The 20,077-nt window shown below is 67.6% G+C and carries 20 protein-coding genes and 2 pseudogenes; 11 read left to right on the top strand and 11 right to left on the bottom strand.

Features of this window, described 5'->3' with window-relative positions; all coding sequences use genetic code 11:
• Window positions 1-128: 128 nt before the first annotated feature.
• Window positions 129-764, bottom strand: a complete 636-nt coding sequence (locus FXF65_RS41965; RefSeq protein ID WP_148356067.1) for a GmrSD restriction endonuclease domain-containing protein — start codon at window positions 762-764, stop codon at window positions 129-131.
• Between the two features lie 568 nt (window positions 765-1,332).
• Window positions 1,333-1,947, bottom strand: a complete 615-nt coding sequence (locus tag FXF65_RS44305; RefSeq protein WP_187412824.1) for a hypothetical protein — start codon at window positions 1,945-1,947, stop codon at window positions 1,333-1,335.
• On the opposite strand from FXF65_RS44305, the gene FXF65_RS44310 reads away from it, so the two are divergent.
• From FXF65_RS44310 to FXF65_RS41975, 3 genes are all read left to right on the top strand, one after another.
• Window positions 1,873-2,553, top strand: a complete 681-nt coding sequence (locus tag FXF65_RS44310) for a beta-galactosidase trimerization domain-containing protein (protein ID WP_281289011.1) — start codon at window positions 1,873-1,875, stop codon at window positions 2,551-2,553. The genes FXF65_RS44305 and FXF65_RS44310 overlap by 75 nt on opposite strands.
• Window positions 2,554-2,667: 114 nt before the next feature.
• Window positions 2,668-2,805, top strand: coding sequence for a hypothetical protein (locus FXF65_RS44315; protein ID WP_187412816.1), 138 nt, complete (start codon window positions 2,668-2,670; stop codon window positions 2,803-2,805).
• Window positions 2,806-2,872: 67 nt separating this feature from the next.
• Window positions 2,873-3,274 (top strand): exo-alpha-sialidase, encoded by a 402-nt coding sequence (locus FXF65_RS41975; protein WP_148356069.1) that lies wholly within the window; start codon window positions 2,873-2,875, stop codon window positions 3,272-3,274.
• Window positions 3,275-3,710: 436 nt separating this feature from the next.
• Here the strand turns inward: FXF65_RS41975 and FXF65_RS41980 are convergent, their stop codons facing one another.
• From FXF65_RS41980 to FXF65_RS46075, 4 genes and pseudogenes are all read right to left on the bottom strand, one after another.
• Window positions 3,711-5,258, bottom strand: a complete 1,548-nt coding sequence (locus tag FXF65_RS41980) for a sensor histidine kinase (protein WP_246199476.1) — start codon at window positions 5,256-5,258, stop codon at window positions 3,711-3,713.
• Window positions 5,255-5,856: pseudogene (locus FXF65_RS46365) on the bottom strand (DUF5990 family protein). The gene FXF65_RS41980 and the pseudogene FXF65_RS46365 overlap by 4 nt, the downstream one beginning before the upstream one ends.
• Window positions 5,789-6,760, bottom strand: a complete 972-nt coding sequence (locus tag FXF65_RS41990) for an ankyrin repeat domain-containing protein (RefSeq protein ID WP_148356070.1) — start codon at window positions 6,758-6,760, stop codon at window positions 5,789-5,791. Before FXF65_RS41990 ends, FXF65_RS46365 begins: the two are co-directional and overlap by 68 nt.
• A gap of 136 nt (window positions 6,761-6,896) precedes the next feature.
• On the bottom strand, window positions 6,897-7,544 hold the full coding sequence (locus tag FXF65_RS46075) for a DUF2637 domain-containing protein (RefSeq protein WP_148356117.1): 648 nt from the start codon (window positions 7,542-7,544) through the stop codon (window positions 6,897-6,899).
• 280 nt (window positions 7,545-7,824) lie between these two features.
• Between FXF65_RS46075 and FXF65_RS42000 the strand changes: the two genes are divergently transcribed.
• The 4 genes from FXF65_RS42000 to FXF65_RS42015 all read left to right on the top strand — a co-directional run bounded on the left by FXF65_RS42000 (window position 7,825) and on the right by FXF65_RS42015 (window position 9,996).
• A complete protein-coding gene (locus FXF65_RS42000; protein WP_148356071.1) occupies window positions 7,825-8,061 on the top strand; it encodes a hypothetical protein in 237 nt (78 codons plus the stop codon).
• Window positions 8,062-8,063: 2 nt separating this feature from the next.
• The gene (locus FXF65_RS42005; RefSeq protein ID WP_342787876.1) at window positions 8,064-8,591 is read left to right on the top strand and encodes a DUF6879 family protein; all 528 of its coding nucleotides are present in this window, start codon (window positions 8,064-8,066) and stop codon (window positions 8,589-8,591) included.
• On the top strand, window positions 8,557-9,447 hold the full coding sequence (locus FXF65_RS42010; RefSeq protein ID WP_148356118.1) for a helix-turn-helix domain-containing protein: 891 nt from the start codon (window positions 8,557-8,559) through the stop codon (window positions 9,445-9,447). Before FXF65_RS42005 ends, FXF65_RS42010 begins: the two co-directional genes overlap by 35 nt.
• 135 nt (window positions 9,448-9,582) lie before the next feature.
• Complete coding sequence (locus FXF65_RS42015; protein WP_222869034.1) at window positions 9,583-9,996, top strand: hypothetical protein; 414 nt, start codon at window positions 9,583-9,585, stop codon at window positions 9,994-9,996.
• On the opposite strand, the pseudogene FXF65_RS45680 reads toward FXF65_RS42015, so the two are convergent.
• A pseudogene (locus FXF65_RS45680) lies at window positions 9,995-10,099 on the bottom strand (transposase); the annotation flags it as partial. The gene FXF65_RS42015 and the pseudogene FXF65_RS45680 sit on opposite strands and share 2 nt — an antisense overlap.
• Window positions 10,100-10,737: 638 nt before the next feature.
• Between FXF65_RS45680 and FXF65_RS42025 the strand changes: the two are divergent.
• Complete coding sequence (locus FXF65_RS42025) at window positions 10,738-11,331, top strand: RNA polymerase sigma factor (protein ID WP_222869035.1); 594 nt, start codon at window positions 10,738-10,740, stop codon at window positions 11,329-11,331.
• A 61-nt stretch (window positions 11,332-11,392) separates the two neighbouring features.
• Entirely contained in the window at window positions 11,393-12,187 is a 795-nt protein-coding gene (locus FXF65_RS42030; protein ID WP_148356074.1) for a hypothetical protein, read from the top strand.
• 1,081 nt (window positions 12,188-13,268) lie between these two features.
• On the opposite strand, the gene FXF65_RS42035 is transcribed toward FXF65_RS42030, so the two are convergent.
• From FXF65_RS42035 to FXF65_RS42050, 4 genes are all read right to left on the bottom strand, one after another.
• Window positions 13,269-14,126: a PaaX family transcriptional regulator gene (locus tag FXF65_RS42035; protein WP_222869036.1), complete on the bottom strand. Its 858-nt coding sequence runs from the start codon at window positions 14,124-14,126 to the stop codon at window positions 13,269-13,271.
• Between the two features lie 434 nt (window positions 14,127-14,560).
• Entirely contained in the window at window positions 14,561-16,198 is a 1,638-nt protein-coding gene (locus FXF65_RS42040) for an AMP-binding protein (RefSeq protein ID WP_148356075.1), read from the bottom strand.
• Window positions 16,195-16,509, bottom strand: coding sequence for a hypothetical protein (locus tag FXF65_RS42045; RefSeq protein ID WP_148356076.1), 315 nt, complete (start codon window positions 16,507-16,509; stop codon window positions 16,195-16,197). Before FXF65_RS42045 ends, FXF65_RS42040 begins: the two co-directional genes overlap by 4 nt.
• Window positions 16,510-17,009: 500 nt before the next feature.
• On the bottom strand, window positions 17,010-17,870 hold the full coding sequence (locus tag FXF65_RS42050) for a PaaX family transcriptional regulator (RefSeq protein ID WP_148356077.1): 861 nt from the start codon (window positions 17,868-17,870) through the stop codon (window positions 17,010-17,012).
• Window positions 17,871-18,310: 440 nt separating this feature from the next.
• On the opposite strand from FXF65_RS42050, the gene FXF65_RS42055 reads away from it, so the two are divergent.
• Both FXF65_RS42055 and FXF65_RS42060 read left to right on the top strand, forming a co-directional pair.
• Window positions 18,311-19,252, top strand: a complete 942-nt coding sequence (locus FXF65_RS42055; protein WP_222869037.1) for an ABC transporter permease — start codon at window positions 18,311-18,313, stop codon at window positions 19,250-19,252.
• Window positions 19,245-20,045, top strand: a complete 801-nt coding sequence (locus tag FXF65_RS42060; RefSeq protein WP_148356079.1) for an ABC transporter ATP-binding protein — start codon at window positions 19,245-19,247, stop codon at window positions 20,043-20,045. The genes FXF65_RS42055 and FXF65_RS42060 overlap by 8 nt, the downstream gene beginning before the upstream one ends.
• Window positions 20,046-20,077 lie beyond the last annotated feature (32 nt).

Below are 20,077 nucleotides of genomic sequence, written 5' to 3' on the forward strand. Positions count from 1 at the left end.
AGCTGCATTTGCAGCGCCCTTACCAAAAGTCTTCCAAAGATTCTGCGTCGTGTGACGCAGAGCGGCGTGCGGTGGATGAATTCCCCGCGGTATCGGCGCTGGTCGGTGCGGCGTCGACGTGGGAATGGTCAGCAGGTGTCGAGCAGGCGCCCGAGCGCGGTCTTCTCCGCGGCGTCGGCGGTCAGCGCGTAGCGGTACTTCACGTCGATCCACGACCGGGCGTACATGCAGCGGAACGAGGCCAGCGGCGGCGTCCACTGAGCCGGGTCCTTGTCGCCCTTGGCCTGGTTGACGTTGTCGGTGACCGCCCACAGCTGCGAGCCGGTCAGGTCGTTGGCGAACTGGCGGCGGCGCGCGGTCGTCCAGGTGTCGGCGCCGGACCGCCACGCCTGCGCCAGCGGGACCATGTGATCGATGTCCAGGTCGTCGCGCCGGGTCCAGACGGCGCCGTCATAGGGGCTGCGCCAGGTGCCGGAGATCGCCGCGCACTTGGCGTCGACCTGGACGTTCTCGCCGTCGCGCTTGAGAACGACTTCCCGGGCATTGCAGTTGTCGCCTTGGTTGGTCCAGTGCGGGAATTTCTCGCGGGTGTATCCGTCCATCGAGCCTTCGGCGTGGACGGTGAGGGCGTCCAGGTGGATGCGGGCGGCGTCCGCGGCGGGGGGCGGGGGCGGTGCGGCCTGGGCCGCCGGCACCGTGAGAACGGCCATCGCGATGGCGGTGGTGGTGGTCAGGAGCATGGCCACGGCGGGGGTGATGCGCATGCCGGTCCTCTCTCGACTGTCAGGAGCTACGCATCGAGCATCACCAGCCCGGGGGCGAAGCGTACCGCCAATGAGGCGCAGGCAGCGCCTCGGACACCCAGACGTCACCGCCGTGCCAGCGATCTCGGCAACTCCGCGCCTTCGCCATGTCGCTCATATACCAACCCAGGGTGACATGTGGCGTGACAGTGGATGTTTTCGGAAGGTGCTCTCAGACTTGATTTCCGCCCCTTTTAGAAAATGCTGGTAACTGTGTCTGTCCTATCTTCTGGCCATGCGACCCGATCACACCAGAGGCCGAACATCGTGGCCCGACGCCACACCGCGCACGGAAGGGCACCTAGTCCAAATGTGGACAGGGAGAAGGAGCACATCCGATGACTGAAGGGGAGATCAAATTTTGCAAGTTCCGACACTCGCGCCCGGAAGGCGATTACGGAACTCGGAGCAGGTGCGGTGTTCGTCAGAATCCAAGATCCCAAGAATGGGAAGGTGGCCTACCTGGATTTCACTGCAGATGAGATCCGACACCTTTTCGAGATGCTACGCCAGGCCTCACCGGAGACGGTCACGTGGGCGGCTGTTCGGGGCGCAGCCACTGCCCGCCGCCGAGCGGGGCGGCCAGTACGTGCGCGACCAGCAGCACTCCGGGCACCACCGAGTTCACCAGCGCGGTGGCGGCCACCAGGGGGGCCGAGCCGGACTCCCACCACGACGGAGGAAGGCTGGTCATCACGCCCGCGAAGACCGGGGTGAGCGTCCCGTAGGCCACGCTCCCGAACGTGGCGAAGGGGACCGACGCCTGGTGCAGGTCCAGCGAGTGCCGTGCGGCGTCGCGCCGGGCCCGAGACCTGCGGGTGAATCCCCGGCGGAGTGTGGGCAGGAGCAGCACTGCGGTGATGACCAGGCCCGGGACCACGAGGGTCGAGCAGAGGACCCACAGCGCCGGTCTCCCGTAGACGACGGACAGGTATTCGCTGGTCGTCCTCGCCAGTTGGAGCGCGACGCCGACCACGACACCGAGCGTCGCCAGCCGCGTCACCCGGCCCAGGTGAGCCAGTGCCCGCCGGTGCGCCTCGCCACCGTCGTGCTCGGATCCGCCGTCGACATGCGCCATCATGAGCCAGCACATGGCGCTCGCCAGGCCGGCGGCACCGACGGCCAGCATGCCGCTGGCCGCCATCCCCAGACTCCACACCCTTGCGCAGTTAGGGTCCTGGTCGCTGCCAGCGGCGTCGTCGACGAGCACGACCATGTGCACCTCGGCGGCTATCCGGCACCGCTGCGGGACGCGCTCGGCATCGTGGTCGACGAGTTCTGGCCGATCCCCGACGACGCCTCCGTCGGCGTGACGTTCGGCGACCGCGCCGTCCCGTCGACGCTGTGGAGCGAGTGGCTGGAGCCCGGCACCGTAGAGCCTGTGGCCCTCTACGGCGCCGGACCGTTCGCCGGCCGCCCGGCGGTCACCCGCAACGCACATGGCGCCGGACGTGCCTGGTACGTGAGCTGCCACCTTGGCCAGGACATCGGCCTCGTGCTGGACGAGGCGCTCGCCGACGCGGGCGTCCGGCCGGCGCTCGACGTCCCCGCCGGGGTCGAGGCCACCCGCCGCGACGGCCCCAGCGCCTCCTACCTCTTTCTGCTCAACCATCGCGACGCCGAGGGGGTCCTGCCCGTCCCGGACGGCGTCGATCTGCTGACCGGCACCGCCGTGCGGGGCACGCTGCGACTGGCCCCGCTCGGGGCGGCAGTGCTCAGAACCCCAAGTGACGACCACCCCGAGAGGTGATCATGCGACGATCACTGCACGCCCTGGTCGGGCTGACGCTCGGCTCCGCCCCTCCTGGTCACCGTCGTCCCCGCGCCGCCTGCGCTGGCGGCCCCCGGCCCCGGCCGGTGCGCCGTGCTCGACCTGCACGGCGTCCCGGCCGGGGCGCTGCCCGCGGAGATCAACGAGCTCAACGTGTTCGCCGACCGTGGCGCGTGGCACGCCTACGCGCTGCCGCGGCCGGGCGACACCGGCGCCTACGGCGGATTCTGAGAGCCGCTGTACATCGCCCAGGAGTACCCGTGATGGCTGAGCAAAGCGTTCAGCCGCATCCGCCTGCGTGAGGACGGCCGCGACATCGACCTCGGCGCCGCGCGCGACCCGCGCTTCACCGCGCTGTCTGGGATGCTTCGACAGACCTACGAACTGCCCCGGCGTCGGCTACTTCGGCTCCACGCCCGGCGACACGTCGGAGACCTCCACCACCAACACCCACATCCGCTACATCGCCTCGACCGACGACGGCGCGACCTGGAGCGCCCCTGCGGACCTCAACCCGCATGTCCGCAAGCCGGACTGGGCGGGCATGTTCGCCTCGTCCGGGCACGGGATCCAGCTCGCGTCCGGCCGCCTCGTCCAGCCGATCGTGTTCCGGGACGGCGGCGTCCCCCACGCGTCTAACATCTACTCCGACGACCACGGCGCGACGTGGCACAACGGGCGACCGCCGGATCCGGCGTGAACGAGAGCAAGGCCGCGCAGCGCTCCACCGGGCGGATCGCCCAGAACATGCGCTCCAACACCGATGGGAACCGCTGGTACGCCACCGCCGCAGACGTGACCGCGCCTTTCGGAACGTCCTGGAACAGCGGCCTGATCGACCCGCGCTGCAACGGCGGCGAGATCTCCTACCTCCAGCCGACCACGGGCGCCCCCGGCGCTGACGGCCCTCATCCTTCACAGCAACAACGCGGCAGCCTCGCGCACCGACCTCACCGTCCGCGTCACCCACGACGACGGCGCGAGCTGGCCGCGCCAAGCCCTGCTCAAGCCGGGTGCCGCCGACCACTCCACCATAGCCGTCCTCGCCGACGGCTCCATCGGCGACCTCTACGAGATCGGCGACACCGGCGGCATCGTCTTCACCCTCCCCTGGCTCGACTCCTGAACCGACCGCATCACTGTTCCTGGTCGTCGGATCGGTGAGGCGCAAGAGGGATCCGTAGCGTGAACTCGGCTCCTCGCGCGCCGTCCCGGATCTGAAGGGTTCCCTGGTGCAATGCGGCGATGTCGCGCGCGATCGCCAGACCAAGGCCCGTGCCGCCAGCCTCGCGGTCACGCGCGGTGTCGAGCCGGACGAAGCGATCGAAGACTCGGTCCCGGTCTGCCGGAGGGATGCCGGGGCCGTCGTCGGCGACGGTCAACACCGCGTCGCCGTCCTGCGCGGTGAGGGTGACCGTGACGATGGTGGCGGCATAGCGCTGGGCGTTGTCCAACAGACTGTTCAGCAGACGACTGAGCATCCCCAGTTCACCCAGGACCTGCACTTGACTGCTCAACTCGGCCTGGATCGGGATTTCGGAAGGCGGCCCACCGGTCGCGCCGCGCCCGCTGGTTCGCCGCGCACGGATCTCGGCGGCGGCCAGGGAGCTGAGGTCGAGCGGTTCGCCGTCGACGGGGTCGGCCCCGACCCGGGTGAGGAACAACAGGTCCCGGACGAGTGTCTCCAACCGGCCGGTGGCGGTGAGTGCTTCTCGCACGGGGACGGTCGTCTCTGGGGAGTCGCAGCTCATGGCCAGCTCTTCGAGGCTGACGCGAAGTCCCGCCAGAGGGGTGCGCAGTTCGTGCGCGGCGTCGGCGGTGAACTGGCGCTGTCGACGTACGGACTGCTCCAGTCTCTCCAACGCCGAGTTCACGGTGCGCGCCAGCAGGGCGATCTCGTCCTCGCCTGTCGGCTCGGGCACCCGCATGGACAGGTCGCTGCCGGTGATCTCGCCGAACCGGGCCCGGATCTGCTCGACCGGGCGCAACGTCCCGCCCACGACACGCCAGGTCGCCCAGGCGATCAGCGCTGACACGGCCACGACGAAACCGGCCAGGACCCATTCCAGGCGCCGACCGATCAGCAGGGCCGGGACGGGCCGGGCGCCGTAGACGACCATCGCCCCGGGCCCGGTCGTGACACGGACGACCTGTATGGCCACACATCCGCCGACAGGCGCCGAGCAGGTGATGAAGCTCCTGAGACGCGCCGTCGGCGGTGGGACCACGGAGCTCAGCAGAGGACGCCCCGCCGCCGTCGACGTCGCGTTGACGACCTGCCGGTCGGCATTGACGACCTGGATCAGTGTGGGATCCCCAGGCTCTACGGGAATCGGTTTCCGCAGTGTCCCCTGACGCAGGTCGGCCGTGACACGCTGGGTGCGCACGCGGATATCGCTCAACAGGTAATCGCGCTCTCTGTGACGAAGCGCCAGATCGAACCCGGTCACCAGCACCGCGAGCACCACGACCGCCACGAGCGCGGCAATGGCCGTGTCCCTGACGCGGATTGACGGACGCGACAACGTGCCCCCGATCACCTCCCCGGTTTCCCGTCGTCCTCCGTTCCCCCAGTCCCTATCACTAATCCCCATGGCCACATCGCTGATCGTCCCGGCCTGGACGGATCGCGGCAGGCGGTGAACGCCATCTAGGCCGAGCACGACGATGTGCGCGATGGTCATCCGGCCTGGTCGGCGGACCAATCGATCAGGGGCGGACGGATCGCGGCGCACAGCGGCCCGCCGTCGGCGTCGGTGAGCCCGAGCCGGGCGATGAGGCGCCCGTGGCCTCGGGCGGCGTGAAGGGCGGCGGAGTCGACAGCGTCCAGCACTAGCTTCGCCCGGCGGAACATGGTGAAGGCACCGGTGCCGTCCACCGCGCCCCAGGAAAGGTAGATGAACCGCTCGCCCGGCGCGCCCTGGATGTAGGGGCCTTGACGTCGATGCCCGCCTGGACGGGCGCCGCGGTAGCCTCCAAGGTCCAGGCGGCCGTCTCCCCGTCGCCCGGATGCGGATCCAGGACCTCGTCGGCGCGCTCCCGCCCTTGGACACCGACATGGACGTTGCGGTACTCGGGCGCGTCCGCCGACGGTCCGACGTCGCGGCCAGGCAGGTCCCGTGCCTTGATACGGATCTGGATCCCGGTCGGTTCCGGGCGCGTCCGACGGCGGCCGCCGCGTCCGGTCACCGGCCGAAGGAGGGCGGCGGCCTCCTCATGGGCCGGGCTGCGGCCGGGACAGCCGGACGGTTCGCATTCCTCCAGGGCGGTGCGTCGGTGCACAGGATCGCGCAGGTCGGGATCCGCGCCATGGCTGAGAAGTCGCCGAACGGCCGCGAGTCTGCCATTGCCCGCTGCGGTGTCCCCACTCGGCGTCCGGTTCGTTGACGGCCGTCCCGACGGCGACGAGCCGGTCGATGACGTCCAACCGCTGGTGGCCGACGGCGAAGGTCAGCGCGCGGAGCCGACTCTGCGGCGTGCAGCGGGCCAGCGGCCAGCCCGTGACGTCGCCCGCTGCGGCGGCGGTCTCCAGGCTGTCGACGCGGGTGCCCGCGGCGATCAGGACGTCAAGGACCTCGGTCATCCCGAAGACCGCCGCGTGGAGCAGGGCCGTCGCGCCCGGGACGCCTCCGGAATCGGGCGCCGAGACGGCCTCAAGGTCGGCACCGGCCGCGATCAGCACGCTCGCGACCTCAGCGTCGCCATAGCTGGCGGCGGTGATCAGCGGTGTCTCCCGGTCGCTGGGGCGACCGTCGACCGGCGCGCCCGCCCCGATCAGGGCCCTGGCGATGGCACCGGTCCCGGGCAGTTCGCCGGGCAGGCCGAGCCGGCCGCGGTTGAAGCGCATCATCGTGACGTAGCCGAGCGGTTCTTCGCAGGCGTTGTCGGACCACCGCTCGAGGTTCCTGGTGGCCAATTCCGGGTGCTCCGCCAGCAATTTCGTCAGGCCAGACAGGTCTCGATCGTTGAGGATGATCCGGCGTTCGACTTCGAGCTTCAGCCTCGTCCAGCCTGCGAAGCCGTATTCGCGGGCAAGCGCGAGCTGAGCCGAGGACATAATGATCCGGTCCGAAACAGAGCGGATCCGTGCCGCCGCCTGGGGATCGCCCTGCCGGGCCTCGCGCAGAAGGTCTTTGGCCTGGTGGCGAAGCTGAGCCAGATCAGGACGGGCGGGCAGGTCGCGCATGACGTCTCCCTCGTCACCCGTGGTCCGCGGCCGGGCTCGGAAGAGATCGTCGTCTTCGCGGCCTTGCCTGGAGAATCAGAGGTGGACTCAGTCCTGCCCGCGGACCCGGCAGCGCCCTCTCGCGCCTGCTCTCAACCTATACGAACGCCTCCCGGTCGCGACGACATGTCCCGACCAGCCCGGCACTCGGGACGATCTGGAGCGTCGGCGAGCACCCTGGAAAGCGCATGGTGTACTCGGTCAACCCGAAGTAACACCATGAGAGATGCCCGGCCGGGAAACTCGGCCGGGCAATCCTCACGAAGCCGGCGGCGAACAGGCCTACGCGGTGACCCCGTGGCGTGATGCGGCCGCTCTGGACAAGGGCCGTTCGCTGCTCACTGCCGGAGGCGAAGGTCTGGCCGTCGGGCTGAAGGCGAGACTGGTGACGACTTCGGTGTGATCGCAGAGCGTGGCCCAGAGTGTGCGGTGCCGCAGGACCACGACGGTGATGGTGCGGTCGTCGACGCAGAGTGCCAGGAAACGGCAGTCGGAACTGAAGGCGAAGGTCCGCGCACGCGGGGAGAGGTCCGCTGCGCCGGCCGTTGCGGGAATCAGCCAGCAGGGTCATGGACGAAGCGACGATCATTCCATCGGCCGAAACCGGCAACAGGGCCGCGGTCCAGGAGGTCTCGCCGTACTCCAGAACCAGCACGCGCAGGTGCTTGTATGACAGCACCGCCGCGATCCCCGCCAGCACCACGACGCTGACGGTCGTCGCCCAGCAGATCGCCAGATCACCCAGCTGCGTCGCCGCTCACCACCCCCGACACCGTCGAGCCAAGTCCTCAGGACTGGTCAGAGCTGGCTGGTGACGGCGATGGTGCTACGCCCCCCGATCCGGTGCCGTTATCCGCGGGTTTCTTGCTGCGGTATGCGGCCGATGGCGACCATCTGGGTACCCAGCGGGTGAGCCGACGGGTAAGCCAGCTGTCACCGCACCGCGCGAGACAGCGTTGACGCCCGCGTATCCATCCGTCACGATGCCCAGGAACGGTTCGCCAAGTTTCGAGCAAGGGAGCAGCATGCACGCTCGGTTCCTCGGCAAGGACCCCGACTCCCAGGTGGGCAACTCGCCTACGCTGTTCGCGACCGATCGTACCGACCGGGTCACCTACATCGCCCAGGGGTGGAGGGTGACCGACGCCCAGGCGCTCGCGGACATCGGCCCGGTGCCCGAGCACGAAACCCTGATCGAGATCCCGGAGGACGTACTCAAGATGTACGCCCGCCGCTACCTGGACCAGGAGGAGGAGCGCTGAGTCTGCTCGTCGGCGATCAATTCGGTCAACTCTTCACCTCGTTCGAGCACACTGCCTTCCGGCTGGAGGTTCGCGACCGGTACGACGAGGCGTACGAGAACGAGTCGCTGCGCAGGTTCGTCGCTGGTGAACCGGACGATCTTCCATGGATGCAGGACTGGCTGACCATGATCCGTGGAGCCACTACAGAAGGCCGCCGCTTCTCTCGCGTGCGGGTTGTCAGTATGCCGCTGACCGACTACAGCCGCTTCGGCCTGTGGTGTGCGCAGTTCACCAATGGTGCTGGCGAAGATATCCGGTATTTGGAACGCGATCCCGCGGGCGCCTTGAAGCTGCCCAATCACGACTACTGGTTGTTTGATTCGCGCAGGCTGGTGCGGATGCACATCGACGATGCTGACCGCTTCCTGGGCGGCGAGGTCATCGAGGATCCTGCCGAGATCGTGAATCACAACTACTGGCGGGATGCCGCGTGGCATCACGCCGTCAGACGGGATGATTTTGCCAAGGAACACCTCGGGCTCGTCTAGCGTCCATGAGGCCAGAGGGGCTCTAGGAAAGCGGCTCCGTGAGCTTCGTCAGGCTGCCAAGCTCAGCGGTCGGCAGCTCGCGGAGTCGTTGTCGTGGCCGCCGTCCAAGGTGTCGAAGCTGGAGAACGGCCGTCAGACGCCCACCGAGGACGACATCCGCAGCTGGGCCCGCATCACCAACAATGAAGAGGAAGCCGAAGCGCTCCTCGCTTCGCTGCACACGCTCGAGGTCCAGCACGCCGAGTGGCGGCGGGTCCTTAGCGCTGGGCTGAAACCCCATCAGCAAGAACTCGTAGACTGGGATGAGAGGACGCGGCTGTTCCGCGCTTTTGAGGTGTCCGTCGTCCCCGGACTGCTCCAGACTGCCGAGTACGCTCGCGCTCGTTTCGCCGAGGGCATTCGTCGTTTTCAGGTCCCAAACGACATCAACGAGGCCGTAGCCACTCGCATGAAGCGGCAGGAGATCCTCTACCGGCCAGATAAACGCTTTCACTTTGTTGTCACCGAAGCGGCCCTTCGTTTCCGGCTGTGCTCGCCCGCGGTCATGCTTGCCCAGCTTGATCGCTTGATAGCACTCTCGGCGCTTTCCAACGTGAAGCTCGGCGTCATCGGCTTCGAGACGCAGTACGTCACCTCGCCGTGGCACGGTTTCTGGCTGTATGACCATGAGCGGGTGCTGGTCGAGACCTTCTCGGCCGGTCTTGACCTTCGTCAGCCACAGGAGATCGAGCAGTATGGACAGATCTTCGATCAACTCGCGGCCGTCGCGAGTTACGGCCGGTCGGCGCGGGCGATCCTCCAGCGGGTCATTGACGATCTTGCCCCTGGCGAAGACCACGACGCCGATGGCTCCTGATTTCCCGGTCCAGCTCAGCCTGTGATTCTTTCGAGCAATTCCTAGAAACTTTCTAGCCAGATCCGTCGGGTCTCCCTACTGTCGGCGTTGGGCGTGGCTCGCGCCCGGCTTCAGCCGTCAACGGGAGACGAGGACATGACGCCCATTCGAGTCCCCCTGCTCACCAGCGACCAGATCGACCGACTGCCCGACCGCGCTCGTGAGGTGGTGGAATACCGCAAGAGCGGCCTCAGCCTGAACCACATCGAAGGTTGTCCGTTGGACTGTGCGTACTGCATCCGGCACACCTACGGCCTCTGGGACCAGCGAGTTCCGCGCGCCCTCATGACCGACGCCCAAGCCGTCGAGGAGCTGGTCGGTCACCGCTACTTTCAGCCACACGTTACGCCGATACAGGTGTTCAACCGGGCAACCGAACCCTTCTTGCCAGCGGTCCGGCCGCATACCTTCGCTGTGCTGGAGGATCTCGACGCCCGCGGGCTGCGTAACCACGTGCTGGTCATCACCCGCCACCAGATGAAGCCGGACGACATCGACCGGCTCAAGTGATCACCCTGCGGTGATCGGCCCACCGGCCACCTCGGCCGCCCGGCGGCGGCAACAACGGCGCCAGCCGCTGCCACTGCGCATCGCTTAAGTCACCACGACATATCAACCCAAAGTGACCAAAGCAGCGCCCAGCGTCAGCCTATCCGAGAACCGGGCCCTAGGACCTCACGCCGTTCACTCCGTCTGAGTCCCTCCAACACCGACGCCATGCTGGTGGGCTGCCTCGGCATCGGACTCCGCACTTGGACGCCCACCGGGCGTGGTCCTTCACCGCGTCCTGCAGGTGGCCCGAATCGCCGAACTCCGCGACGCCCGGCACGAGCATCCGCCACCCGGATCGGATCCGGCGGGCCGGTCCCCCCAGCCCCGCCTTTCTCACCGAACGCAGGTCTCACCCATCTGGGGCGAGTCGCCGCCTACATCACCCTGAAGGTCGGGACGCCATGTGCGAGTCGATCATGATCACTGCTGGTCACAGGCATCGAACCGATGCCGCGGCCAGCCGCCGAAGCGGCGCCCGTACCATTCCTCTTCCCTCAACCAAGATCATGGCTGGCCCCGAAGGCATCTTCGATCTCGGCATCTCATTCTGCACGATGAGGCAAAAGTGGTCCGGTAGTTGCAGGAGTCGCGGTATCACTAATGTGGACATTTGCCTGACGTCCCCCCCGGGTTGGTCCTCGGATGCACTCAGACGTATCCGGCGATCCCATGGAGGGTGACCGAACGGTAGGAGAGGACGTGGCCAGGACCGACCGGCGTTTGTCAACGGCCTTGCGAGCGGCACAGCGCGGGGATCAGGACGCCTTTCGCAAGTTGTACCGAGCCGTTCAGCCGCGACTGCTGCGCTATCTGCGCGTTCTGGTGGGCGAAGCCGCCGGCCAGGTGGCCGCACAGACCTGGCGGGAGATCACCCATGACCTGAGTGACTTTCGCGGCGACTTCCAGCGCTTCCGCGGCTGGGTCGCGGTGATCGGCCGCAGCCGGGCCCTTGACCATCTGAGCGGACGCGGCTCGACCGCACCGCCGCAGACTTCGCCCGAGCGGGTGATGGACGACGGTCAGATGGCTGAGCCACGGTCCGTCAACGCCGCGATCGCCCTGATCGCCGGCCTTCCCACCGATCAAGGCGAGGCGGTGCTGCTTCGCGTCGTGATGGGCCTGGACACCCGGCAGGCCGCCGAGATATTAGGCAGAACCGCCGAGGCACTCCAGAGGTCGGCTTACCTGGGGCTGCTGAACCTGGCCGATCGGCTGGAGGACTCTGATGCATCACTGCGGATGGAGGACAAGCCGGGAGCCGCCGCCCTGCACCGGTCCCGAGACGACCGGTAGGGCGAAGACCACGGTGAGGCCGCCTGTGAAAGCGACGCCGAGGGGCATGAGGTGAATCCCCATGAGTCTTGATCGCCGCCGCGGCGACCCGAGCACGGACCGCGAACTCGACTTGGAGACCGCCGAAGACCTGCTGACGGGTATCTGGCGGGACCCGAGGTCGGTCACGCATCCGGTCGCGGGCCTGCTCGCCGCCGCCACCACCCCTCCAAGTGATCAAGAACTCGACGGCGAGGAGGCGGCCGTGGCCGCCTTCCGACACACCCAACTCAACGCGCGGCGCCGGCGACATCGTGGCCGCACGGCACACCGGGTACTGCTGCCGATCGCCACGGCGAAGATGCTCACCGCCTTGGCAGTCGCCGGGACGGCCGCCGGTGGCGCCGCTCTGGCCGCGAACAACGGCCAACTGCCCGTTCTGGAACGGCCGCCGCACTCGTCGGCCCCGTCCTCTGCCACGGCCACCGAGAAGGCCACCACTCCGGTGCCCACATCAGGGCAGCCGCGTCGCAGCCCGCCGAGTACGTCCCTCGCCCCCGGATCACCGAACTACTCGACGCCGGCGAGGCTCTGCCGCACATACTTGGCCGAGGCCAGCCGGAAGAAGAGGTCGGCGGCGCCCCCGAAAGTCTCCGCCTCGGAGCTCGCCCAGTTGATCGCTGCTGCGGGCGACCGCGACAAGATCACCACCTATTGCGCGAGAGTCCTGGCCGGCAAGGAACAGAAGCCGACCAAGCCACCAAAGAAGACCCCAAAAGAACCAGAAAGAGAAAAGAAGAAACAGCAGCCGGGCAAACCACCCCACGACAGGAAGCCGGAGAAGCCCAAAGAACCGAAAAGGGATTCAAGGCCGTAGAGTCGCCCAGCCGAAATACGACCATGGCCGCCCACACTGACTATTGTCGCAGTGTCATCACGACCAGCGCGCGCACTGGATCCCTGTTAGTCGTACTCAGACTGCGGGCTTGTCGGGGGCGTCGGTCATCCTGCATATCCGGAAAGGCGAGGGAGCGTCCGGGAATTCGTCGCGGGTGCATTACGGGTACGCGAGACATGTGCTTGATCAACTTAATACACGCCTTTTACAGCCCCGGGCTGGAACTGGACGCCAATCCCTACATTCTCCGGTTCTTTCCGTCATTCGACGATAAAGACGGGACCCGGAGCGAACACAAGCGACATATCTGCCGAATGCCGGATTCGCAAGGTACGATTTTTCGCAGGGCGGTCCCCTCAGTAAAAGCAGAGGTTTGCTGGCGATGCTCGGAACTGGGACGGCAGCCCGCGCACAGAACGGCAAGGACACGAAATGGACTCAAAAGAGGGGGTTGTAGGTTTAGGCGTCACAAGATTTCTCGCCGCCCCCGTCATATAAATGCGGTCTTGACGTTAGATTCGTCGCCTTTGCTGGCCAAGGCCGAGTCGACTACTGGGGATGAGCCGAACGCGCGGCCAGCGACTCCCGATCGGACGGGTCGTTGATCTTGTGGGTGTGGCGTGGGCGCCCCGGTCCTTGTTGAGGGGCGTGCGCTGGATGGCGCGCAGCAGGAGCGGGCCACCAGTCCGGCCGCTTCCTCGCCCGGGTCCGGTGGACATGGACGATGGCGGCCCGTTCAGCGGTGCGGCCCGGGTTGGCGTCGCCGTCGCAGGCCGCGATCTTCGCACGGGCTCTGGTCGTGCCGGAGGTGGTCGGGTAGCTCACCGCGCGTAGTTGTGTTTGGTCATCCCGCGTGCTGAGATACCTCCTCTCTGCAATCGGCGTCCGACAAGCCTGCCTTCGATCTGGTCGAAGGTCTCCTTGCCGGTGATGCAGGGTGGACAGGCTCTTTCAAACACCTTTTCTCGATCGATCTGTTGTGGCCGAGGAAATCGCCATAGATCCTGTCCGCGCCAGCGGGGCGCTCCGTTCTCCAAGAGTCCCCCGTGCGACCGCCGCATTATGTGGTGGGGTGCTGAGCCGCCGTCCAGTAGCCGGTGGCGTGGGCCAGAGCTCGTCCTTCCAGGAGCGTGACGAGACGCTCGAACAGGGCTCCGGCTTCGGGTGCGCTCCAATCCTCGGCGAGCACCTCGCGTGGCAGACCCGGATCGCGGAACGGGAGCTTGCGCCAATGGTCGACCGCGCCGAGATAGGTGATGAAGGCGTGCTCGAGCGCGATGTCGCCGCTCCCCTCGAGCGAGGCGACTTCGGGTTGGAAGTGCGTAATGAACTCCCGGTAGCTCCGGTCGATCTCGGCGAGGTCCCAACTCTCGTAGAGCAACGTGCTGAGGTCTCGGCCGCCCACGTAGTCACCGACGAAGATGGCTGCGAACTTGTCCAGACCGAGTTCGCCCACCGCCTGCTCGGCGGCGCTGCGCATCCGGGCCGGCGCGATCCACATCGCTGTGCCGACGTTGCCGAAGCCGAGCGAGGCGAGGTGGGTGCGGAGCTGCTGACGCTTCGCCCTGGCGGACTCGGGCACCGAGAAGTTGACGACGCACCAGCCGTCGTCGAGGTTCGCCGGCTGCCGGGCGTGCCAAATGATCTCGTCTCCGGCTGCGAGCGCCTTCAGGGCGACAGGCGTGAGCGCGTAGCCGCGCTTTCCGGCGCGGGGTTCGGGGACGAGCCAGCCGCGCTGCTTGAGCCGGAACACCGCCGTCCGGACGCTGGGAGCGTCCAGCCCGAGCTGGCCTATGAGGTCTACCGTCCCGGCGATCGGCATCCAGTCGCCCATCCTCCGGACGATGGCGCCGAGGAAGCTCACCGTGATCGTGCGGGTGCGGCGCGAGCGGGCGGTGGTCGGCTCGTTCGGGCTCATTGGGACCATTCTGCCAGGGCGGCGTAGGGTTGCCGGCGAGCGAGGGACCAGGCTCAGCAGGTGGCCGTGCACCGCGTGGATCTCGATGAGGTCGCCGACGGCCGCGACGCCGCGCTTGGCGGCGGTGCAGTCCGCGGCGACCTTGTCCAGGTCGGCGCGGGTCGCCTCCCACGGGACGTGGCGGCCGCCGCCGTAGGCAGGGTGGATGGACCCACGCTCCTCTCAAGGGGATCGTCCGTCCCGTCCCACGTCAGCTCGGTCGAGTTCATGTCCGTAGGCGAGAGCACCATCCGGTTCTTGAGCTCAAGCGGACCGATCCCTAGCGGCTGGGCCCAGAACTCCACGCCCAAGCCGCAGGTGGCTCCCGACAGGTTGCGCTCCCACACGATCACCTCGTGCCGAGCCCCTCCGGTCTCCGCGGGCGATCGCGATCCTCATGCCTGCTCGGTCTCGACGATCTGGCGCAGCTTGAAGCGCTGGAGCTTGCCGCTGACGTTGCGCGGGAGAGCGCTGATGAAGCGGACCTCCCGCGGGTACTTGTAGGGAGCCAGCTCGCCCTTGACGAATTCCTGGATCTCCTTGACCTTCGCGTCGTCCCCGACGACGCCGTCGCGCAGCGCGACGAACGCGCACACGATCGAGCCACGCTCGGGATCAGGGGCCGCCACGACTCCCGACTCGACGACGTCGGGGTGGGCGTCGATCGCCGCCTCGACCTCCGAACCCCCGATGTTGTAACCGGAGGAGACGATCATGTCGTCGGTGCGGGCCTGATACCAGAAGTAGCCGTCCTCGTCGCGGAGGTAGGTGTCGCCGGTGACGTTCCAGCCGTTGACGACATAGCTCCGTTGGCGTTCGTCGTCGAGGTAGCGGCATCCGACCGGGCCGATGACGGCCAGGCGGCCCTTGACGCCAGCAGCGACCTCCTCTCCGCTGTCGTCCAGGACCGTGGCGCGGTAGCCGGGGACGGGCTTGCCCGTCGCGCCTGGACGGATGTCGTCGCCCGCGGCGGACAGGAAGATGTGCAGCAGTTCGGTGGCACCGATGCCGTCGATGACCTTGAGGCCGATCTCGTCGTGGAGCTGGTGCCACGTCGCCCGCGGCAGGTGCTCACCGGCGCTCACCGCGGCGCGGAGCCCCGCGAGCCGGCCGGCCTTGCCCTTCTTGAGGATCTGCTTGTACGCCGTGGGCGCGGTGGCCAGGACGGTGACCCGGTGCTCGACGACCAGGTCGGCCAGCTGCACGGGCGTCGCCGCCTCGACCAGGAACGCGCAGGCGCCGGCCCGGAGCGTGAACACGACGAGCATGCCGAGGCCGAACGTGAAGCCGAGCGGCGCGGTGGCCGCGACCAGGTCGTCCGGTCGCAGCCTCAGCACGTGCTTCCCGAAGGTGTCGTCGATCGACAGCACGTCGCGGTGAAAGTGCATCGTGACCTTGGGGGCCCCGGTGCTGCCCGACGTCGGACCGAGCAGCGCGACGTCGTCGGCGGCGGTGTCGACGGCGGTGAACCCGGCCGGCTTCGCCGCGATCCGCCGGGTCAGGTCGTCGGCCTGTGGCCCGCCGTAGGCGACGATCCTCAACCCTGGGGCCGACGCGTCCCGCACGGCCACCACGTCCGCAACATAGCGGTGGTCGACCAGAGCGATGACCGGCCTGGTCTTCGCCACGATCGGAGCCAGCTCGCGTTGACGCAGCGCGGCGATGGTGGTGACCGGGATGCCGCCAGCCTTGAGGACGCCCAGCCACGCGGCCACCGTCCACGCGTTGTTCGGCGACCGCAGCAGGACCCGGTTGCCGGTGACCAGGCCGAGGTCGTCGACCAGGACGTGCGCGATGCGGTCCGCGCGGTCCTGCAACTCGCCGTAGGTCCACGTCTGGCCGGTGGGGGTCCGCACGGCGGGACGGTCGGCGCCGTACGTCGCGACGGCCACGTCGATGAGCTCGGTGGCCGCGTTGAGCCGCTCGGGGTAGTCGAGCGGCTCGGTGGTGAACTCCAGAGCCGGCCACTGCTCGTCCGGAGGCAGGTTGTCCCGGGCGAAGGTGTCGGCGTAGGCCGAAGGGCCGAGCTTCATCGCGATCCTCCGTCTTTGGACCGCGACACGCCCTCGTGGACGACGGTCGCCAGATGGGTGCGATCGGAAGCGAGGAGGTGGCCGAGCGCGCCCCCGCGACCGGCGTCGGCGGGGGTCCGGTGGATCCACTCGGCCAGCCCCTCTGTCGGCCGCAGGTCGCCAAGAGGTCGAACCCGCGTGGCCTGGTGGGGCAGGCGTTCGCCGTCCAGAGTCGGTCGGCGCGGGTCACCACCGCTACCACCGAGCCCTCCCTTCGTGGGGTACATCGAGCTGTCACCCTGCACGACGTACTTGCTGAGGTCGGGCTCCATGCGATCGCTCCTGTCGGGTTGCCGTCAGTGCTGGTGTGCCACGGGTCTCCATCAAGAACAGCGCGGCTATTGCCGCGTCGGTCGCGATGGTCGTCGCGCGTCGGACCGCACCTCTCGTTCAGCGGCTCGCGGCTCGACCGCCTACCATGACAGAATTAATACGTTCGTTGCTTCTATGTCAATAGAAGCAACATCCGAAGACGGCTTGCCTTCGATGTGGAGGTGAAGATCGTCCCAGGCGGGATCGTCGAACAGTCCCGGCAGGCGTTCGGCGACGCGCTCGCCACTTTTTCCGTGACCTGCGGCCTCTCCGCGGCTTCGTGAGCGTCACGAGCTTCCCGCCCGATGTCCCCGGCTGCCAGGCCACGGCAAGGACATCGGGCGGGTGTGACGGAGCCCCCTATTCCAACTCTTGAACGTTCGTCACAGCTAAGACATGCGTCTCGGTGCTACGTGCACGATGAAGGACAGCGCCCGGTTCCCCCCAGGCGCCGGGCACTTCAGCTCGGCGAGACGGCGCGCCTTGTCACGACGTCGAAGTGATGCTGGGACCGTTGTGCGAGCTCAGGAGACCACTTCTCGTAGAGGTTGATTGCCGCCTGGCGTCGTTCCGCGGCGGGGAAGAACTCCCGAGGCAGCCCGGGGTCCAGGTAGGGGAACCGGCGGAAGGTGTTGAACAGCCGGGTCCGGGCGACGAACGTCTCGTTGTCGTCACCACCGAGCGGGGGCTGTCCGAACTCTTCGATGAACAACTCGTAGCGCTGGAGCAGTTCGTCCCCGTCCCATGCGCGCGCGATCACGGTCTCGGGCGCCAGCTCATGTCGGCCGACGAACAGGGTGACGCGCTGGTCGATACCCAGGTGCTCGAGATAGGGAACAAGCTCGGCGCTCTGGTCGCGTGGCGCGACCCATGTGCTGTCCTCGAGTGGCCCGAAGCCGAGAAAGCGCAGTCGCCGGCTCAACCGGTGCCTCTCTCGGCGCATGTCATCGGGGATGGCGTACCAGACCAGGGACCATGTCCCGTCCCACGGCTCGTCTCGGGCGAAGGCGGACAGCCGTCGGTCTCCGACGGAGATGAGTTCGAGCAGGCGCGCGGTCGGCGTGTAGGAGATGAATCGGCCGTTACGGTGCCGTTCGAGCAGGCCACGTTCGACCACACGGTGCAGTGAGACGCGAGCGGCCGCCGGGGTGATGCCGAACGCCGTCAGCAAGTCGACGATCCCGCCCGACCACGCGGGCCGCGGATCGTCTCTGACGTAGATGGCGAACATCGTGATCACAAGTTCCTGAGGCTCGATCTGCTCCGAGGAACGCGGAGGGCCGGGATGCTCGCTCCGTGGGCTGACTGCTCGCCTGATCATGTACGGGAATCCTAAAGGCCGGCGGGTTCGGGAGTCTTTTCGTGCATCGGCTCGTGTCGTTGCGACGGGGCATCTTCGGTCCGCGCGCTCTCGCCAGGCCTAGGCGCGCCGTCCGGCGCCGGGACGAGAGCTTGCGGCGTTGCCCCGCCGTCAGTCACAACGTCAGTGTACAGGTCGCCGGGTTGCATAGTTAGATATTCGCACGGCGCGGCACGCATGCGGCCTGAGGTGGGCGGACGTAGTGCCAGATCAATGCTTTACACACTCCCGGAGTGATGCGTACAGTATTGCTCGCGTTGGCGCATGGCCCCAGTGAGAGGAGTGCGGATGAACGTCGCTGCAACACTGAGAGCGGCCGGTCGCTCGCCGAGCGGCCGCACGAGTCACGATCTCGGTCTTCCTCCACGGCTACGCGGAGGGCGTGCTCGATGAGTTCCGTCATGACAGACACCTTCGTGACAGGGCTGCCGCTGGTGCCGCTCGTTCTCGGCATCTATCTGGTGATGCGGATCCGCGAAGACTTCGACCTGACCGTCGACGGCAGCTTCGCGATCGGAGGTGCGGTCGGCGGCACCGCGCTGGTGCATGGCGTCCCCGTTCCGTTCGCCATGGCGCTCGCCATCGCCGCGGGAGTCGGCGCCGGGCTTGTCACCACCGTCGTCCACCTCGGCCTCGGCGTTCCGATCATGCTCGCGGGCCTTGTCACGTCGCTCGGTCTCTACAGCATCAACCTCCGAACGATGGGGACGCCGTCGGTCTCCCTCACCTCCGAGCACACTTTGTTCAGCGGTCTGCAGGCACTGGATCCAGTGGCCCGCGACTGGGTCTCGATCGCGATCTTGTTCCTCTTCGCCGTGGCCGCGCTCGGCGCCGTCGGCCTCTTCCTGCGCACCGAGATCGGTCTCGCCCTCCGGGTCTCTGGCCACAACACCCGCCTGATCCGAAGTCAGGGAGTCAGCGAGCGACGTCTTATCGCGATCAACCTGCTCCTGGCGAACGGGCTCAGCAGTCTCAGTGGTGTCCTCGTGGTGCAGAACCAGGGCTTCGCGGACGTCAACATGGGCGTCGGAGTCTTGATCGCCGGCCTGGGGGCCCTGCTGCTCGGCGAGCTGATCACCCGGCCGGGAGGATCGCGCATCCTGCGCGGACTCCTCGCGGTGCTGATCGGAGCGGTCCTGTACCGCTTGGTATTGACCATGGCCCTGAACGCCGGTCTTTCGCCGACGGATCTCAACCTCGTGACGGCGCTGACCTTGATCGGCGCATTCGCTCTGAATCGCGTGGTGGCGAGAGCGGGCCGCACCCTCGCACAACGCAGATCCGGGCAACGATCAGCGAGTTCCTGGGACACCACCCACACGAAGGGTGCGGTAAGTGCTTGAGCTGAACAAGGTGCGACTGGTTCACAACCAGGGCACCAGCACCGAGGTCGTCGCGTTGCACGACCTCAGCCTCAAGGTCGACACGGGCCAGTTCGTCACCGTCGTGGGCGCGAATGGAGCCGGCAAGAGCTCGATGATCCAGGTCATCTCAGGTGCGGCCAGGCCGACCAGCGGCACGGTCAGGATCGGAGGAGCCGACGTCACCCTGCGACCGGACTTCGGTCGCGCACGCCAGGTCGCCAGGGTCTTCGACGATCCTCGTGCCGGCACCGCGCCAGAGCTGAGCATCGAGGAGAACCTGGCCCTGGCGATGTCGCGAGGCCGCCGCCGCAGACTGCGCTTCGCCGTGACGCGGAGCCGCAGGAGCGTCATGCGCGAGCACCTGAAACAGTTGGGCCTGGGGCTCGAAGAGAGGCTCTCCGCCCCGGTGGCCCTGCTGTCGGCGGGTCAGCGACAGAGCCTCACCATGATCATGGCGGGGCTCACCCAGCCCGATGTGCTCCTGCTGGACGAGCACCTCGCTGCGCTCGACCCGGGCACCGCCCAACGGGTGCTCGCCCTCACCGTCGACCTCAGCGCCGAGCTCAGCTGCACCAGCGTGATGATCACCCACAACATGGAGCAGGCGATCAGCGTCGGCGACCGCCTGCTGGTCATGGGGCGAGGCCGTGTCATCGCCGACATCTCCGGAGCCGAGAAGGCGAGCCTGACCGTGCCGGGACTGGTGAGCCGGATCACGGAGGCGGGCGCCGAGGCGTCGGACCGGATGATGCTGAGCCCGCGATCCGGCTGACGGCCCGACGCGGCCGTGACACCCGACAGCAG

Origin of the sequence: Actinomadura syzygii (genome assembly GCF_008085905.1) — a bacterium.
Taxonomy (GTDB): domain Bacteria; phylum Actinomycetota; class Actinomycetes; order Streptosporangiales; family Streptosporangiaceae; genus Spirillospora; species Spirillospora syzygii.